Source organism: Comamonas testosteroni ATCC 11996, assembly GCF_000241525.1.
Taxonomy (GTDB): Bacteria; Pseudomonadota; Gammaproteobacteria; order Burkholderiales; family Burkholderiaceae_C; genus Comamonas; species Comamonas testosteroni.
Genome location: NZ_AHIL01000002.1, coordinates 108,960 through 125,081, shown reverse-complemented (window position 1 = coordinate 125,081; position 16,122 = coordinate 108,960). Strand labels below are relative to the sequence as shown.

At 63.8% G+C, this 16,122-nt stretch carries 15 protein-coding genes; 7 read left to right on the top strand and 8 right to left on the bottom strand.

What is annotated here, in order from left to right:
- Positions 1-2: 2 nt before the first annotated feature.
- From CTATCC11996_RS00565 to CTATCC11996_RS00540, 6 genes are read left to right on the top strand one after another with little or no spacing between them, the layout of a single operon-like run.
- Positions 3-938 carry an HlyD family secretion protein gene (locus CTATCC11996_RS00565; protein ID WP_003071863.1) on the top strand — a complete coding sequence of 312 codons (936 nt, stop codon included), beginning with the start codon at positions 3-5 and terminating at the stop codon, positions 936-938.
- Positions 931-1,644, top strand: a complete 714-nt coding sequence (locus CTATCC11996_RS00560; RefSeq protein ID WP_003071861.1) for an MtnX-like HAD-IB family phosphatase — start codon at positions 931-933, stop codon at positions 1,642-1,644. The genes CTATCC11996_RS00565 and CTATCC11996_RS00560 overlap by 8 nt, the downstream gene beginning before the upstream one ends.
- Complete coding sequence (locus CTATCC11996_RS00555) at positions 1,641-2,549, top strand: alpha/beta hydrolase (RefSeq protein ID WP_003071859.1); 909 nt, start codon at positions 1,641-1,643, stop codon at positions 2,547-2,549. The genes CTATCC11996_RS00560 and CTATCC11996_RS00555 overlap by 4 nt, the downstream gene beginning before the upstream one ends.
- Entirely contained in the window at positions 2,542-2,910 is a 369-nt protein-coding gene (locus CTATCC11996_RS00550; protein WP_003071857.1) for an EamA family transporter, read from the top strand. The genes CTATCC11996_RS00555 and CTATCC11996_RS00550 overlap by 8 nt, the downstream gene beginning before the upstream one ends.
- Before the next feature lie 12 nt (positions 2,911-2,922).
- Positions 2,923-3,309 carry a DMT family transporter gene (locus CTATCC11996_RS00545; protein ID WP_003069549.1) on the top strand — a complete coding sequence of 129 codons (387 nt, stop codon included), beginning with the start codon at positions 2,923-2,925 and terminating at the stop codon, positions 3,307-3,309.
- A gap of 1 nt (position 3,310) precedes the next feature.
- A complete protein-coding gene (locus CTATCC11996_RS00540) occupies positions 3,311-4,528 on the top strand; it encodes a DegT/DnrJ/EryC1/StrS family aminotransferase (protein ID WP_003071856.1) in 1,218 nt (405 codons plus the stop codon).
- 75 nt (positions 4,529-4,603) lie between these two features.
- Here the strand turns inward: CTATCC11996_RS00540 and CTATCC11996_RS00535 are convergent, their stop codons facing one another.
- The 8 genes from CTATCC11996_RS00535 to CTATCC11996_RS00500 form a co-directional block, all read right to left on the bottom strand.
- A complete protein-coding gene (locus CTATCC11996_RS00535) occupies positions 4,604-5,905 on the bottom strand; it encodes an SAM-dependent methyltransferase (protein ID WP_003071855.1) in 1,302 nt (433 codons plus the stop codon).
- A gap of 47 nt (positions 5,906-5,952) precedes the next feature.
- The gene (locus tag CTATCC11996_RS00530) at positions 5,953-6,852 is read right to left on the bottom strand and encodes an arginase family protein (protein ID WP_003071854.1); all 900 of its coding nucleotides are present in this window, start codon (positions 6,850-6,852) and stop codon (positions 5,953-5,955) included.
- On the bottom strand, positions 6,849-7,910 hold the full coding sequence (locus CTATCC11996_RS00525) for a GNAT family N-acetyltransferase (RefSeq protein ID WP_003071853.1): 1,062 nt from the start codon (positions 7,908-7,910) through the stop codon (positions 6,849-6,851). The genes CTATCC11996_RS00530 and CTATCC11996_RS00525 overlap by 4 nt, the downstream gene beginning before the upstream one ends.
- A 190-nt stretch (positions 7,911-8,100) precedes the next feature.
- Complete coding sequence (locus CTATCC11996_RS00520) at positions 8,101-9,474, bottom strand: aspartate aminotransferase family protein (RefSeq protein WP_003071852.1); 1,374 nt, start codon at positions 9,472-9,474, stop codon at positions 8,101-8,103.
- A 265-nt stretch (positions 9,475-9,739) separates the two neighbouring features.
- Positions 9,740-11,650 (bottom strand): DNA helicase RecQ, encoded by a 1,911-nt coding sequence (gene recQ / locus CTATCC11996_RS00515; RefSeq protein ID WP_003071851.1) that lies wholly within the window; start codon positions 11,648-11,650, stop codon positions 9,740-9,742.
- Positions 11,651-11,787: 137 nt separating this feature from the next.
- A complete protein-coding gene (gene hutC, locus CTATCC11996_RS00510; protein ID WP_223305653.1) occupies positions 11,788-12,522 on the bottom strand; it encodes a histidine utilization repressor in 735 nt (244 codons plus the stop codon).
- Between the two features lie 45 nt (positions 12,523-12,567).
- Positions 12,568-13,716 carry an acyl-CoA dehydrogenase family protein gene (locus CTATCC11996_RS00505; protein ID WP_003071850.1) on the bottom strand — a complete coding sequence of 383 codons (1,149 nt, stop codon included), beginning with the start codon at positions 13,714-13,716 and terminating at the stop codon, positions 12,568-12,570.
- Positions 13,717-13,748: 32 nt separating this feature from the next.
- Complete coding sequence (locus tag CTATCC11996_RS00500) at positions 13,749-15,038, bottom strand: CaiB/BaiF CoA transferase family protein (protein ID WP_172590519.1); 1,290 nt, start codon at positions 15,036-15,038, stop codon at positions 13,749-13,751.
- Between CTATCC11996_RS00500 and CTATCC11996_RS00495 the strand changes: the two genes are divergently transcribed.
- Positions 15,017-15,949, top strand: a complete 933-nt coding sequence (locus CTATCC11996_RS00495; protein WP_003071847.1) for a LysR substrate-binding domain-containing protein — start codon at positions 15,017-15,019, stop codon at positions 15,947-15,949. The two genes, CTATCC11996_RS00500 and CTATCC11996_RS00495, sit on opposite strands and share 22 nt — an antisense overlap.
- Positions 15,950-16,122: the final 173 nt, after the last annotated feature.

Sequence of the window (16,122 nt, the reverse complement as noted above, 5' to 3'; positions counted from 1 at the left end):
ACATGAACCCAAGCCCATTTCGTCTCAGCATTGTGTCGGGCGCGCCGCTGCTGGCGGCGGCCGTGCTGATGCTGGGCGGGTGCTCTCCGTCTCAGGACGCAGCCTCCGTGGTCACACCGGCTGCAGCCCAGACCAAGCCTCAGAGCCAGGTGGCGGTTGCGCGGGGCAAGATCGACGTCGAAGGCGGTCTGCTCGATCTTTCGTCGACCGCATCGGGCGTGGTGCAGCAATTGCTGGTCAAGGAAGGTCAGAGCGTGCAGAAAGGCCAGCTGGTGCTGCGTCTCGCCGACGATGCGGCGCGCGCCGATCTGGCGGTGGCGGAGTCCGAGCTGCAGCTGGCACAGACCAAGCTCAAGACGCGCCAGGATCGCCTGCCCGCGCTCAAGGCCACGCTGACGCGCTGGCAGGCCGCAGCCAAACAGGGTGCGGCGGACCTGCAGAGCGTGGACGAAGCCGTGCAGGCCCTGCGTGATGCGCAGTCCGAAGTGGATATTGCGGCTGCGGAAGTCACGGTCGCCAAGCGCAAGGCCGAGCAGCTGCGGGCCCTGCTGCAGCGCCACGAGCTGCGTGCGCCCGAGGCCAGCGTCGTGGTGCGCCTGCTGGCCCAGGGCGGCAGCATGCTGCAAAGCGGCAGCCCCGTGGCGGTGCTGCTGCCAAAGCGCCCTCTGATCGTGCGGGCCGAAGTCAACGAAAGCTATGTGACGGCGATTCGCGAAGGCATGAAAGCCCAGGTGGCCGCTGACGCAGACGGCATCGCTGCCCGCCAGGAGTTTCCCGCAGCGACCGTGCTGCGCATCAGCCCCGTCTACGGCACGGCCCGGCTGCAGGACGACGCGCAGCGTGGCCCGGTAAGAGTTGTGGAATGCGTGCTGGCGTTTGACCAGCCGCCCACCAATGTCAAGGTCGGTCAGAACGTGAGGGTCAGCTTCCATGAATAAGCGCATTCAGATTTTTCCGTCGTCTGCAGGTACAGCTTCGGCCGGCTGGATGGTGCAAAGCGATTTCGACGGCACCATCAGCTTGCTGGACGTGACCGATACCCTGCTCAACCGCTTTGGCAAGCCGGGTTGGCAGGAGCTGGAAGACGCCTGGGAGCGTGGCGATATCGGCTCGCGCGAATGCATGAAGGGGCAGGTAGCCCTGCTGGACATGAGCGAGGCCGAACTGCAGAACCATCTGGACGGCATAGAGATCGACGAGCACTTTGCCGGCTTCGTGGCCGAGGCCAGGTTGCATGGCATCAAGGTGCAGGTCGTCAGCGACGGTATTGACTATGCGATTCGCCATGTGCTTGCACGCCACGGCCTCGGGGATCTGGAAGTCATCGCCAATCATCTGGTGCAGACGGGAGAGCGCAGCTGGCGACTGGATTCGCCCTGGGCCAGCAATCGCTGCGCACGGGCCAGCGGCAACTGCAAGTGCGAGCGCCTGGCCGAGCAGCAGGCTGTGCACGGACGGGTGCTCTATATCGGCGACAGCACGTCGGACTTCTGCGTTTCCGGCAAGGCGGATTTCGTGCTGGCCAAGTACAAGCTCATCGACTATTGCGAGAGCCAGGGGATTGCCCATGCGCGCTTCGAGCATTTTGCGCAGGCCACCCAGCTGCTGGAACAGGTCCTGCTCGGCATGGAGCAGACTGCATGAATGCCGCCGATGGATTGGGGCTGCTGCAGCAGCCGGATTTGCAGCAGCTGTGCGTGACGCCGCATGAGTTCGTCATGCCCGGCGAGGGCCTCAATGCCCGCACGGGCGTGCTGCTGATTCATGGCCTGACCGGCACGCCGGCCGAGATGCGCCTGCTCGCCAAAGGTCTGAACAAGCAGGGCTTCACGGTCTACGGGGTGCAGCTGGCAGGACATTGCGGCAGCATGGAAGACTTGGTGGCTGCCCGCTGGACGGACTGGCTGGCAAGTGTGGAGTCGGGTCTGCAGCGCTTTTCGCTGCATGTGGACCATGTGGTGGTCGGCGGTCTGTCCATGGGGGCGCTGCTGTCGTTGGCCGTGGCCGAGCGCCATCCCGACAAGGTGGCCGGCGTCTGCGCTCTGTCCACCACCTTTCGCTATGACGGCTGGAGCATTCCGGCCTATACCAAGCTGGCGTTCCTGCTGCCGCTGTTCCGCCTGCTGGGCATCGGCCGCAACAGTGTCTTCATGGAGGCGCCGCCCTACGGCATCAAGGACGAGGCCTTGCGCGCGCGCGTGGTCGAGCAGATGAACAGCGGCGACAGCTCTGCCGCAGGCCTGCCCGGCAATCCCTGGTGGAGCGTCATCGAGCTGCGCGCCCTGTCCGCGAACGTGCAGGCCAGACTGGCGCAGCTGCGCTCGCCCTGTCTGGTCATTCATGCCCGGGAAGACGATATTTCCTCGGTCAGCAATGCCCACGATATCCAGCGCGGCGCGGTCAACGCCCATGTCGACCTGGTGCTGCTGGACAATTGCTATCACATGATCACCATCGACCGCGAGCGCCGCACCGTGATTGCCAGGCTCAATGAATTCATCGCGCGGATTGCCAGCTCGGCGGCGCCTGCCAGGGGTGCGAATGGGTAGTGATCTCTCGCCCCTGGTGGTGACGCTGTGGATACTCAATGTGCTGGTGGACAGTGGCGGACAGCTGGCTTTCAAGGCAGCGGCCAGTGAACCTGGGCATCGCAATGGCACGGAGCGCTGGCGCTTCATGCTGGCCAGGCCATGGCTGTGGGTGGGCATTGCCTGCTATGTGGCCGAGTTCCTGGTCTGGCTGGCGTTTCTGTCGCTGGTGCCGCTGTCGGACGGTGTGCTGCTGGGCTCCATCAACATCGTCGCCATCATGATTCTGGGCCGGGTGCTGTTTCGTGAAAAGCTCGCGCCCATGCGCGTGGCCGGCATCGTGCTGGTGTCCATAGGCGTGGCCATCGTTGGATTGCACTGAGGGCCGTCGGCTATGAAGCGTTTTTACATTGTCGGCTTTCTGGTACTCATGGCCTTTGACACGCTGGCGCAGCTCAGCTTCAAGCAGGCTGGTGATTCAGCATTGCCGCTGGAGTTCTCGACCGGCTGGCTGCTGCGCGTGTTTAGCCAGCCCTGGATCTATGGTGCCTTCGTGGGTTACATCGGAGCCTTTTTCACCTGGATGAGCCTGCTCAAGCACGCTCCCATCGGCCCGGCCTTTGCCGCCTCGCATCTGGAGATCATCTCGGTGCTGGCGATCTCGTACTGGCTGTTCAACGAGCCCATTGGCTGGCCGCAGATCATTGGCTGTCTGTTCATCGTGGCCGGCATCATGTGTCTGGCCGTGAGCGAGAAGCCAGAGGCAGAGCAGGCCGCCTGAGATGCGCCAGCCCACCGTGCCGCCAACGGCAGGACTGCCATTGCAGCTCGGCGATCTCTGGCCCTCGGGTGCGGGCAGCCTGGCAGCGCAGCTGGCCGCATGGCTGGGCGTGGAGTCGGTGCAGCTCGAATGCTCGGGCACCTCGGCCCTGATGGTGGCATTGCGAAGCCTCAAGACCCTCAGTCCGGAGCGCAGCGAGGTCGTTGCACCAGCCTATACCTGCCCGCTGGTGGCGCTGGCGATTGCGCAGTGCGGGCTTCAATTGCGCCTGTGCGATCTGCGCGCCGATGCGCTGGACATGGACCCGGTCTGCCTGCAGCGCCTGTGCAGCGAGCGCACGCTGGCCGTGCTGCCCACGCATTTGTGTGGGCGTGTGGCCGATGTGGATGCCGCTCTGCAATGCGCGCGTTCCGTGGGCGCCTATGTGATCGAGGACGCGGCCCAGGCACTGGGGGCGCGCAGCGGCGCAGCTTCGGTGGGCCTCAAGGGCGACATCGGCTTTTTCAGCCTGGCTGTCGGCAAGGGGCTGAGCACTTTTGAAGGCGGCGTGCTGATGGCGCGTGAGCCTTCCATGCGTGCTGCGCTGCGCGCCGCTGGCGCCGCCACGCGCTTCAGTCCGTGGTGGGAGCTGCGCCGCAGCATCGAGCTGCTGGGCTACGCCATGCTCTACCGTCCCTGCGGCCTGCGCATGGCCTATGGCAAGCCGCTGGAGAAATCACTGTCTCGCGGTGACTGGGTAGAGGCGGCAGGCGATGACTTCGACGACCTCATTGCCCAGCACCGTCTGGGGCGCTGGCGCCAGAGCGTGGGTGCCAAGGCGTTGCGGCGGCTGGCGGCATTTCAGCAGCAGACCTCCAAGCAGGCTGGCCTGCGTATCGCGCAATTGCGGGCCAGCGGGCTGGAAGTCGTGCAGGATGCCGTGCCCGGGGCGCAGGGCGTGTGGCCGGTGATACTGCTGCGCATGCCCAGCCAGCAGGCCAGGGATGCCGTGCTGCACGCGCACTGGGGCGGTGGCTGGGGTCTGTCCCTGCCCTTTGTCCATGTGCTGCCCGACTATGGACGCTATGACCATGTGCTGGGTGCTGCGCGGGGCGACACGGTCGGCCAGGCGCGTGACTGGGCGCAGCGCCTGCTGGCCATCAGCAACAGCCCGTGGCTGGATGACGCGCGGTTTGCCCAACTGGCGAGCCACCTTCAGTCCGCAGTTCAGCGTGCCTGACTCTCATAAAACGATAGCTTGTTACGCCTGATATAAAACGATTTCAGGCCTTATTGATGCTGAAATCGATGACAGTCAAGCGGTAGATGCTTTGATTTTTGCGGCGCCTGCCATGGCTGGTGCGCTCAGGCCCAGGGCCGCCTCCCGGCTTTTGAGTGCCCCTTCGCGCTGGTGCACATAGTCACGCGTCAGCGGCACGGCGTCCTGTCTGCGCGCCAGCTGAACCTGGAAGATGGCAATGTCCTGATAGCGGAACGCGGTTTCCGACATGGACAGATAGAACTCCCACATGCGGCAAAAGCGCTCGTCATACAGGGCTGCGGCTTCGGCGCGGCGTGCCATGAAGCGCTCGCGCCACAGGCGCAGGGTCTGGGCATAGTGCAGGCGCAGCACCTCGATGTCGCAGATCACCAGCCCCGCACGCTCTATGGCCGGCGTGAACTCCGACATTGATGGAATATGACCGCCGGGAAAGATGTAGCGCTCTATCCAGGGATTGTTGAAGTCGGGCACATCGCTGTTGCCGATGAAGTGCAGCAGCATCACGCCGTCCTCGCTGAGCAGCTCGTGGCATTTGCGGAAGAAGGCGTCGTGGAAACTCGTGCCCACATGCTCGAACATGCCGACTGAGACGATGCGTTCGAAGGGACCCTGGGTATCGCGGTAGTCTTCCAGCCGGTACTCCAGCCGCTCGCCATGGATGGACTGCGAGGCCCTGGACCGCGCGCCGGCCAGTTGCTCTGTGGACAGCGTGATGCCGGTGACATGACCGGCGCCGGCCACCTCGGCCAGATAGCGCGAGAGACCGCCCCAGCCGCAGCCGATATCGAGCACGCGCTGGCCCGGCTCGATCAGCAGCTTGGCGGCGATATGGCGCTTCTTGGCCAGTTGTGCCGTTTCCAGGTCTTCGTTGCCCTGCTCGAAATAGGCGCAGGAGTACTGGCGCTCGCTGTCGAGAAACAGCTGATAGAGCCGGTCGTCCAGATCGTAGTGATGCGCCACATTGGCACGCGATTTGCCGCGCAGATTGTTCTGCAGCAAGGGCCGCAGCTTCATGCGCCAGGCATCGAGCATGCGCACCGTGGCGCTGACGGGCACATGCCTGGCGCCGCGCAGCACCAGCTCCAGCACGTCGTAGACCGTGCCTTGCTCGACCAGCAGGCGCTGCTGCATGAACAGCTCGCCAAAGTTGAGGTCGGGGTCGCGCAGCAGCGCAAGTACGGCGCGTCTGTCGGCAAAGCGCAGGCGCGCCTGAGGCTGGCCGCCGTCGCCGAATATCAGCGCCTTTCCTGAAGGGGTGATGACTTCGAGCCGTCCCGTTGTGACCAAAGGTGCAAATGCCTGTTGCAGCAATTTTTCGGTCAACCGGTCCAGCATGTCAGCTCCTTGAAGCGAAGTGTTGAAAAGTGGTCGGTGAAATCGCTCTAACTCGTGCTGCTGAGCGCTATGCGCTGGATCAGCCGCTGGTTCAATGCATGTTGCCCGGCCTGCCAGCCGGCCAGCGTAGCGGCGTCAATCTGTGTGTCCTGGCCGTCGCTCGCGCTCATCAGTCGTTTCCACCAGGTGCCATAGTGCCATGACGACACGTCGCCCGTGATGTCGCTGCCCGTGATCTGTTCGCGCAGCGCATCGATCAGTTGCACGGCCTGCTCTTCCAGCATCCGGCCCTGGTCCCAGTTGGTGCGCACGACTTCGGCGGCGAACACATCCTTGTCTATGCTCAGATACGTGTCCTGCGGCCAGTCATGCAGATGGCTGGACAGCGCCTGTACCAGCTCGGCGATATCGGAAAAGCTGCGAAACGCCTTGCCAGCGCCCACGCGCCTGGCCCAGCCGGTGTCCACGCCGCAGCTCCAGTAGGTGAGCTTGCCGGCGCGCAGCGGCCGCAAATAGTTTTCCCAGGCATGGCCCGAGCCTATGTCCTGCGAGGTAATGCCTGCCACATGGACCTGCGATACGGCCGGGTGCATGGCTACGCGCCGCACCCAGGAGCCGCAGTGCACGCCCCAGGGAAAGCGCATATTGTCGGGGTGGTTGTCCAGCACCACGACGCGCAGCGGATGCTTGGCGCTGAAGCCCTTGTCGGCAATGCAGCGCTCGATCAGCGGCCAGCTCAGATGGTGAAAGTCGCCGCTGCCCATGAGCACGGTGCCGCGCTGCGCGGGCAGCTGCTCCTGCATGGCCTGGCTGAAGCGCCTGAAGCTGCGCAGGCTGCAGCCAAAGCGCACCAGCTCCTGCCAATCTGCGAGCGGCAGGCGCTTTTCTTGCGCCAGCGGGCCTACCGATCCGTCGACATCCAGCACCACAGGTGTTTGTTGCATCATAGCTTGTCGCCCCACTGGCTATCGCTTTCAAACAGACCGGAAAAGCGCCGCCCCAACGCGCGCAGCACGGGGTTGCGGATGAAGACCAGATGCCGCGTCATGGTGAAGCTGGCGCCCAGCTGGGCCTTGACTTCCGGATCGGTCCAGCCTGCCACATAGTGGGACAGACCCCGCTCCAGTGCGTATTCGAGATTGATCATCCAGCTCACGAAATAGAGATTGGCCTCGCGCGCTGCCGGGTAGGACAGGCCTATGTATTTGTCGATCAGCCTGCCGTCATGCTCGAAGCACAGATTCCAGCCCAGCAGAGCATCGCTTTGCGCGTCACGATATTCGAACACGATGCCGCCATTGTCCGCATCGCGCAGCAAGTCGGCAAAGAAGCCGCGCGTGAGCTTGTCGAAGTGAATGTCGCTTTGCGCGTACACCGCATCAAACAGCGCATAGTAGGCATCCACCTGGGCATCAGCGGCAAAGGCTGCGCCGGTAGGGATACGCTGGACGGAGAGCTGTTCGCGGCTTTTGAGCTTGCGCTTGAGGCTGCTGCGGCGGTTTTTGGACAGGCCGGCCAGATACTCGTTTGCACTGGCAAAGCTGATGGGCACATAGGCCAGGGCCTGGCCTTCGAGGGCAATGAACCCCTGCTCCGAAAGCGCGTCAGCCAACTCCTGCGCAAAGCAGTTGTCTTCCTCGCTTAGCAAGGGCGAGGCCTGGGGCAAATCCTTGACGATGGTGAGCAGGGTGCGCCCGGCCATGGCGCGCAGTTGCCGGGCCAGCGTCGCGGCATCCACGGCGCGCGGCAGCGGCGCATATTCGCTGACGGTGGTGCCGATGAAGTCCGTGGTCAGCCTGAGCCTGGCGCTCAGCCAGCGGCCGCCCGGCCACGACAAAAGACGCGCCTTGAGCGCGTCATCTGCGGTGGTCAGCAAATCGAAGGGGGCGGTGAATGCTGGCGTCGGCCAGTCCTTGAGCAAGGCAAAGCCTTCTGGAGGATGGTTGGTGAACTGCTGCAGCAAGCCACTGGGTTCGAGCTGGTTGCGGAAATTTTCCGTCGCCATTTCGCCTTTTGTAGTCGGTTTTGATGGCGCCTGAGTGTGTCTGCTGCGCAGAAAACTGGCACCACCCAAGCAAGAGACAGCGAGCAAGACCTGGGCGGCCCCCGCCGCCGCACAGCGAGGCTGTCGTCCCCCTCCCGAAGAGAGAGAGGGGGAAGCGGCGGGGCCGCCTAGGCAAAGCCGCTCAGGGGGGTTACGCCTTCTTAACCTTGGTCAGCAGCTGATCCAGCAGCACCATGGCTTCGTCGATCTCGCTGCGCGAAATCATCAGCGAAGGCGCGAAGGTGATCACGTTCTTGTAGTAGCCGCCCACGTCCAGCACCAGGCCGCGTTTCTGGCCCTGGTATTCCAGACCGCCTTCGAGGCCGATATCCACCATCTTGTCCAGCAGCGCCTTGTTGGGCGTGAAGCCGTCTTCGGTGCAGATTTCGGCACGCAGCGCCAGGCCCAGGCCGTCCACATCGCCGATTTCCTTGTGGCGCTTTTGCAGCTCCTTGAGGCCTTCGAGGAAGTAGGCACCCGATTCGCGCACCTGACGGCCGAAGTCCATCTCGTGGGTCATCTTCATGACTTCCAGGCCCAGGGCCGTACCCAGCGGATTGGAGGCAAAGGTGGAATGGGTGGAGCCGGGCGGGAACACCGTGGGGTTGATCAGCTCTTCGCGAGCCCACAGGCCGGACAGCGCATTCAGGCCATTGGTCAGGGCCTTGGCAAACACCAGCACATCGGGCTGGATGCCGAAGTTTTCTACCGACCACAGCTTGCCGGTACGCCAGAAGCCCATCTGGATTTCATCGACCACCAGCAGCACGCCGTGGTCGTCCAGCACCTTCTTCAGGCCGGTAAAGAAGTTGGCAGGCGGGATCACGTAACCGCCGGTGCCCTGAATGGGCTCGATGTAAAAGGCTGCGTATTCGCACTGGTTGGTCTTGGGATCCCAGACCGCGTGGTATTCGTTTTCGAACTTGCGACGGAAGTCGGCCACGATGGATTCCGCGTACTCCTCTGCCGTCATGCCCTTGGGGCGGCGGAAGGGGTAGGGGAAGGGGATGAACTGCGCGCGGTCGCTGAAGTGGCCGAAGCGGCGGCGGTAGCGGTAGCTGGAGGTGATGGACGATGCACCCAGCGTACGGCCGTGGTAGCCGCCTTCGAACGCGAACATCAGGCTCTTGCCGCCGCTGGCGTTACGCACGACCTTCAGCGAGTCCTCGATGGCTTGCGCGCCGCCCACGTTGAAGTGCACGCGGCCGTCGTGGCCCCATTTGCTCTTGGCGTCTTCGGCAATGAACTTGGCCAGTTCGATCTTGGTGGGATGCAGATACTGGCTGGCCACCTGGGGCAGCTCCTGCAGCTGCTCGATCATCTTGGCTTCAAGACGCTTGTTCTTGTAGCCGAAGTTGACGGCCGAATACCACATCTGCAGATCGAGGTAGGACGTGCCTGCATCGTCGTACATGTAGCTGCCTTCGCAGCCTGTGAAGATCTTCGGAGGATTGACGTAGTGGACGGTGTCGCCAAACGAGCAGTATTTGGCTTCGTCAGCCAGCAATTGGGCAGTATTGATCACAGCAGAAAGCGCTCCGCAAAAATGAATTCGGTCAACGGTATGCGGCAGCAGTGTGCGTTTGCAATATTTCCGGGCTGTCGAGCATTTGTGTGGGAATTGTGGAGAGCTCTGCGTCGGGCGATTTCCAGCGCCGCAAACGGCGGCAACAGGTGTCCGGGCGCGCGCAGCTGCCAGCAGCAGCTTGCCCGGTCCTGTTCAAGGTCCGGGGCGCGGCTTGCTGCAGGTCTTTGAGGCGGCGTCCAGACCGCTGCCGAACCCGGGCCAATCAGCCCAGTGCCACCACGCGCAGCACCTCGGCACCGTAGGCGTCGAGCTTCTTGGTGCCCATGCCGCTCACGCCCTGCAGCTCCTGCAGGCTCTGGGGATTGAGTTCGGCAATCGATGCCAGCGTGGCGTCGTGGAAGATCACATAGGCCGGCAGATTGTGAGATTTGGCCACTTCGGCGCGCCAGGCCTTGAGGTTGATGAAGCGAACCTGTGCGTCGGGACCCAGATTGACCGCCGCCGCATTGGCGGCGGACTTCTTGCTCTGCTTCTTGCTGCGTGAAGCGGCCACGGCTTCACGCAGCTGCACCTGCACCTCGCCCTTGAGCACGGCACGCGAGCCCGCGGCCAGGCACAAGGTGTCAAACACATGGCCGCTGTTCTCGCTCACCACCTTGTGCAGGCCCAGGGCCCCCGTGGCCAGCAACTGGCGCATCACGGCGCGCAGCTGTGGCTCCGAGTAGTCCTTGCCGATGCCGAAGGTGGACACCTTGTCATGTCCGTACTGCGTGACCTTGTCCGTCTCCTTGCCGCGCAGCACGTCCATGATGTGGCCTGCTCCATAGGTCAGGCCGCTGGCCTCGTGCACGCGGAAGATGGTGGACAGCAGCTTGCGTGCCGCATCCGTGCCGTCCCACAGTGCCGGTGGTTCCAGGCAGTTGTCGCAGTTGCCGCAATGGGTGCGGGCAACGGCCTGCAGTGGCTTGCCATCCAGGCTCGGCTCCTGTCCATACTGCTCGCCAAAATAGGCCAGCAGCCGCACACGGCGGCAGTCCGTGGCCTCGGCCAGACCGAGCAGGGCATCGAGCTTGCCCCGCATCACCTGCTTGAACTGTTCCTCGGCCGGGCTTTCGTCGATCATGCGGCGCTGGTTGACCACGTCGCTGAGACCGTAGGCCATCCAGGCATCGGCGGGCAGGCCGTCGCGGCCCGCACGGCCGGTTTCCTGGTAGTAGCCCTCGATGTTCTTGGGCATGTCCACATGGGCCACAAAGCGCACATCGGGCTTGTTGATGCCCATGCCGAAGGCAATCGTGGCGCACATCACCACGCCTTCTTCGCGCAGAAAACGGTCCTGATGGTTCTGGCGCATTTCCTGGGGCAGGCCGGCGTGGTAGGGCAGGGCATTGATGCCGTTTTGCACCAGGGTCTGGGCCAGCTCCTCGACACGCTTGCGCGACTGGCAATAGACCACGCCGGCCTCGCCCTCATGCTCGCGCTCGATAAAGCGCAGCAGCTGGTTGCTGACGTCCTTTTTCTCGGCGATCTTGTAGCGGATGTTCGGGCGGTCGAAACTGCTGATGAAATGCTGGGCTGCTTCCAGCTGCAGGCGCTCGATGATGTCGGCGCGCGTCAGCGCATCGGCAGTGGCCGTCAGCGCAATGCGCGGCACCTCGGCATAGCGCTGGTGCAGCACGCTCAGCGCGCGGTATTCGGGGCGGAAGTCGTGTCCCCACTGGCTCACGCAATGCGCTTCGTCGATGGCGAACAGCGACAGCTTGCCCTGGGCATGCAGATCGTCGAGCAGGCCCAGAAAACGTGGCGTGTTCAGCCGCTCGGGCGCGGCGTAGAGCAGGGTGATGTCGCCGCTTTGCAGGCGCAGCTCCACCTCCTGCGTCTCGTCGTAGCTGAGGGTGGAGTTCAGATAGGCGGCGCTGATGCCGGCCTCATGCAGTGCGCCGACCTGGTCGTGCATGAGCGCGATCAGCGGCGAGACCACGATCGTCACGCCGTGGCCGAGTTGCTGGCGCGCAATGGCCGGAACCTGGTAACACAGCGATTTGCCGCCGCCCGTGGGCATGAGCACCAGCGCATCGCCGCCGTTGATGACATGCGAGACGATGGCCTGCTGGGGGCCACGGAATTGCTCGTAGCCAAAAACGGCTTGCAGAATGGATTGCGCGGAAGACACCGGATACTCTTGAATCGATAGCTGGTAGCGCTTGCTGGATATGGGGAAGAAGTCAATTTGACTTCGGGTGCAAGCATCGGGACTGGCCCTATTGTGCGCCGCGACCCGGCGCGCTGCCCGGGCCGGGTTATGCGCAATCAGCCAGCCTGCCCAATGGTGGAGGGCGAAAAATGCGCATCCAGCTCGTAGAGGTCGGCGGGATAGGTCAGGCGCACAAAGGTGATGGGCAGCTGCCCGGTCCAGGTGCGGCGGTCGATCACCAGGCAGGGAAAGCCGGGCTTGATCTCCAGCAGGCCGGCGGTTTCCTCGCTGGCCGCCTCGGCGCGAATGCGGTGTTCGGCCGAGCTCCAGGGCACATGGTTGACCATCCAGGAGCTGGGGCTGTGCTCGGTGAACGGCTCGTGCTCGGCGTCCGGCACGGATTCGAGATTGATCAGGCGGTCTTCGATGCAGAACGGACGCGATCCCGCCATGTGCAGGCACAGCACATGGACGATGGAGGCCGGCCGGGCCATGCGCATGGCTTCCATGTCCTCGCGCGTGCTGCGCCGTTGCGTGCGTCCCAGCAGCCTGCTCGAATACTCCTGTCCCATGCCCAGCACCACCTGGCGCAGATCGGGAATCTCCAGCACGGCAGAGCTGGTTTGCGGGCGCGTCACAAAGCTTCCTGCCTTGCGCTTGCGCACCAGCAGACCTGCTTCTGCCAGCTTGTTGAGCACCTTGCTCACGGTCATGCGCGAGCATTGGTAATGGACGGTCAGCTCCATCTCCGACGGGATGCGATAGCCGGGCGGCCAGCGGCCACTGAGAATGTTCTGTTCAATCTCGGTGAGAATTTTCCCGTGCAGCGACATGGAAGAGTGTTTGTCCATGCAGTGGATTACACCAGCAAATCTGGTTGGGTGCCGCTGCGCCTTCTAAGCGTTCAATACGGAGCGCGCGATGATGGTGCGCTGAATCTCGGAAGAGCCTTCGTAGATGCGCAGGATGCGGGCGTCGCGCACATAGCGCTCCAGGGGCATTTCACGGGTATAGCCGTAGCCGCCATGGATCTGCAGCGCCTCGTCGGTCACGAAGCCCACCATCTCCGAGGCGAACAGCTTGGCCATGGCCGACTGCTGGGTGAAGGGCAGGCCCTGCTGGCGCAGTGCCAGGGCCTGCATGGTCAGCGCCCAGGCGGCTTCCAGGCGCAGCTTCATGTCGGCCAGCTTGAACTGTATGCCCTGCTTGCTGGCGATCGGTTCGCCGCCCACCAGACGCTGGTTGGCCCAGTCGGCTGCCGCCTTGAGAGCGGCCTCGGCGATGCCCAGAGAGGTTGCAGCTACGTCCAGGCGGCTGTTGTCTAGCACTTTCATGGCGGTCTTGAAGCCGGTGCCTTCGGCGCCGAGGCGGTTGGCAGCCGGGACACGCACGCTGTCCAGCGAAACCTCAAAGGCATGGCCGCCGCGGATGCCCATGAGCTTCTCGGGCGATGAAATCTGTATGCCGGGCAGCTCGCGCGGCACGATGAAGGCGCTGACCCCGCGTGCTGCAGCCTCCGCATCCGTCTTGGCGAACACCACCATGAAGCGGGCTTCTGCCGCATTCGAGATGAAGTGCTTGACGCCCGTGATCAGATAGTCGTCGCCGTCGCGCACGGCCCGGGTACGCATGTCTGCAGGGTGGGAGCCGCCACGCGGCTCGGTCAGCGCGAAGGCCGCCAGCCATTCCCCGCTGGCGCAGCGCGGCAGCCATTGTTCGCGCTGCGCCTCGTCACCGCCGATGAGAACGGCATCCGTGCCCAGATAGTGAGCACCGATCATGGACGAGGTCGCGGCGCAGGCGCGCGAGATGGCGACCAGCGACATCAGCATGGCGGTGGGGGTGACGCCCGGCCCGCCAAAGCGTTCCGGCAGATTCATGCCCATCACGCCCAGCGCGGACAGGCCGGGCACATGGCGCGTGGCGGAAAAGGCTTCCTCGTCCATGGCCTGGGCCACGGGGGCCAGGGTTTCCTCGGCAAAGCGTGCTACGGCATCGGCAACGGCCTGATCTTCTTCGGTCGCGCCCAGGCGAATCAATGACATGGCGGTCTCTCCTTGTTTTCTTGCTATCAAAATCAACCCAAGGCGCCTGCTTCGCGCAAGGCGGCAATGGCGTCCGTGCTGCGGCCCAGCCAGCTTTGCAGCAGCAGCTCCGTGTGTTCGCCCAGGGCCGGTGCGCGTTGCGCACGATTGGGCAGAGCGCCGTTGAAATGCACGGGCTGTGTCGGCAGCTGCAGTCCCGGAAGGCGTTCGTCCTCGACCTCGCAGAGCAGGCCGCGCGAGCGGATCTGCTCGGAGTTCAGGGCCTGCTCGATATTCCAGATGGGGGCTGCGGGAACGCCTGCGCTCTCCAGCCGCGCGACCACATCGGCCACGTCGTGCTGCGTGCTCCAGCCCTCCAGCGCGGCGCGCAAGGCGGGCTCGTTGGCCGAGCGGGTTTCGTCGCTGGCAAAACGCGGGTCACTGGCCAGCTCTGGCAGGTCCATCGCGGCCGCAGTGGCGTCGAACAGCTTCTTGTTGAGCACGGCCAGGGCGTAATGGCCGTCACGTGCCCTGTAGACGCCAAACGGCGCCGAGAGCGGATGCCGGTTGCCCACACGCCGGGCAGGCAGGCCGGTGAACAGATAGCGCGACATCGATGTGGCCAGAAAGCTCAGCGTGGTGTCGAACATGGCGACATCGACATGCTGGCCGTCTCCGGTTCTCTGCGCCTGCAGCAGGGCCGCCAGTGTCGCCCAGGAGGCAAACAGGCCGGCAACCACATCGCTGACTGCTTCACCGACCAGCGTGGGTGCTCCCTGAGGCTCGCCCGTGGCTTCCATCAGGCCGCTCATGGCCTGAACAATGATGTCGTAGGCCGGGCGGTGGGCCAGCGGGCCGGTCTGGCCGAAGCCCGAGACACTGACATACACCAGCCGGGGATTGAGGGCGCGCAGCGTTTCGGGGCCGATGCCCAGGCGCTCGGCCACACCAGGCCTGAAGTTCTCGACCACCACGTCGACCTGCCGGGCCAGCTCATGCACCACGGCGACCGCGTCCGCATGCTTGAGGTCCAGCACCAGGCTTTGCTTGTTGCGATTCATGACCGTGAACAAGGCGCTTTGTCCGTTCTTCATGGGGCCGATGGCGCGGTAGTCGTCGCCCTGGGGCGGCTCCACCTTCACGACTTGCGCGCCCAGATCGGCCAGCAAGGCCGTGGACATGGGGCCCGCCAGAACCCGGGTGAAGTCCAGGATGCGGATGCCGTCCAGCGGACGGGAGGCAGATTTTTCGGTGGATTCAGGCATGAGGTTCCCGCTGTTGATCTGAAGCGATGTCTGCATGCTGCCCAAAACATGAATCAATGGAAAATATTCATTTCCCATTCACTGGATTCAAAAAATTGATTCAGATAAATCTGCGCCAGCTCGAATACTTTGTCGCCGCCGCACGCCACGGCAGCACGGCCAGGGCGGCGCTGGCCATCAATGTTTCACAGCCCTCCATCTCCAAGGCGATTGCCGACCTCGAGGCCCAATGGGGCGAGAAGCTGTTTGTGCGCAAACATGCCGTCGGGCTGGACCTGACCGCGGCAGGGCTGGCCAGAAGCCGGGAGGCCCTGAGCCTTCTGGAGACTGCGCAACTGCTTCAGGAGCCACGCAAGCAGGTGGTTTCCGGCACGCTGAGGCTGGGCTTTCTGAGCACGCTGGGCGCGCTGTGGATTCCGCAGCTGCTCACCCAGATGCAAAAGCGCCACCCCTCCATCGACATCGAGCTGGTCGAAGGGGACATCGCCTCGCTGACGCGGCAAGTGGAGCGAGGGGAGATCCATGCCGCACTGCAATATGACCTGGGTCTGGCTCGCCCTTTGCTGACCATGCACCCGGTTGCCGCGTTGCCGCCCTATGCCTTGTTGCCCGCCAGGCACGCCCTGTCTGCGGCGCCCAGCGTGAGCCTGGCGGAGCTGGCCCAGTCGCCGTTGCTGCTGATCAACCTGCCGCAGAGCCGAGAGTACTTTCTCTCGCTGTTTCGCGAGGCAGGCGTGGTTCCCACGGTGAACTATGAACTGGCGTCGATAGAGCTGGTGCGTTCCATGGTCGCCAACGGACATGGCGTCAGCGTTCTGACCACGCGGCCGGTGGTCGACCGAACCCACGACGGCAAGCGGCTGATCTGCAAAAGAATCAAGGGTCGCGTCGCCAAGCAGGCCGTGGTGCTGTCGGTGCCCAGGAGCAATGCCTCGGCGCTGATTGCACCATTTCTGACCGTGGCAAAAAGCGTGATTGCACCCGACTAGCGCAACGCGGGTGCTGTTTTGGTGCGCTCCCCGGGAGCCGGCGGAGGCGGCCCGTGGACGGGCGAGTTGGCACATAGCTTGCTCTTGTGGATTGTTGATGCATGTCTATACAGCTGTGAAATCCGGTAACTATGGCGCTCGGGTAAGCCTGTATATACATGTTCAATCAGCAA

Coding starts and splice junctions, on each gene's coding strand:
- CTATCC11996_RS00550 (WP_003071857.1), top strand. CDS start 2,542: ATGGGTAGTGATCTCTCGCCCCTGGTGGTGACGCTGTGGATACTCAAT.
- hutC (WP_223305653.1), bottom strand. CDS start 12,522: ATGGACAAACACTCTTCCATGTCGCTGCACGGGAAAATTCTCACCGAG.
- CTATCC11996_RS00565 (WP_003071863.1), top strand. CDS start 3: ATGAACCCAAGCCCATTTCGTCTCAGCATTGTGTCGGGCGCGCCGCTG.
- CTATCC11996_RS00525 (WP_003071853.1), bottom strand. CDS start 7,910: ATGGCGACGGAAAATTTCCGCAACCAGCTCGAACCCAGTGGCTTGCTG.
- CTATCC11996_RS00530 (WP_003071854.1), bottom strand. CDS start 6,852: ATGATGCAACAAACACCTGTGGTGCTGGATGTCGACGGATCGGTAGGC.
- CTATCC11996_RS00545 (WP_003069549.1), top strand. CDS start 2,923: ATGAAGCGTTTTTACATTGTCGGCTTTCTGGTACTCATGGCCTTTGAC.
- CTATCC11996_RS00555 (WP_003071859.1), top strand. CDS start 1,641: ATGAATGCCGCCGATGGATTGGGGCTGCTGCAGCAGCCGGATTTGCAG.
- CTATCC11996_RS00540 (WP_003071856.1), top strand. CDS start 3,311: ATGCGCCAGCCCACCGTGCCGCCAACGGCAGGACTGCCATTGCAGCTC.
- CTATCC11996_RS00535 (WP_003071855.1), bottom strand. CDS start 5,905: ATGCTGGACCGGTTGACCGAAAAATTGCTGCAACAGGCATTTGCACCT.
- CTATCC11996_RS00495 (WP_003071847.1), top strand. CDS start 15,017: ATGGAAAATATTCATTTCCCATTCACTGGATTCAAAAAATTGATTCAG.
- CTATCC11996_RS00505 (WP_003071850.1), bottom strand. CDS start 13,716: ATGTCATTGATTCGCCTGGGCGCGACCGAAGAAGATCAGGCCGTTGCC.
- CTATCC11996_RS00500 (WP_172590519.1), bottom strand. CDS start 15,038: ATGGGAAATGAATATTTTCCATTGATTCATGTTTTGGGCAGCATGCAG.
- CTATCC11996_RS00560 (WP_003071861.1), top strand. CDS start 931: ATGAATAAGCGCATTCAGATTTTTCCGTCGTCTGCAGGTACAGCTTCG.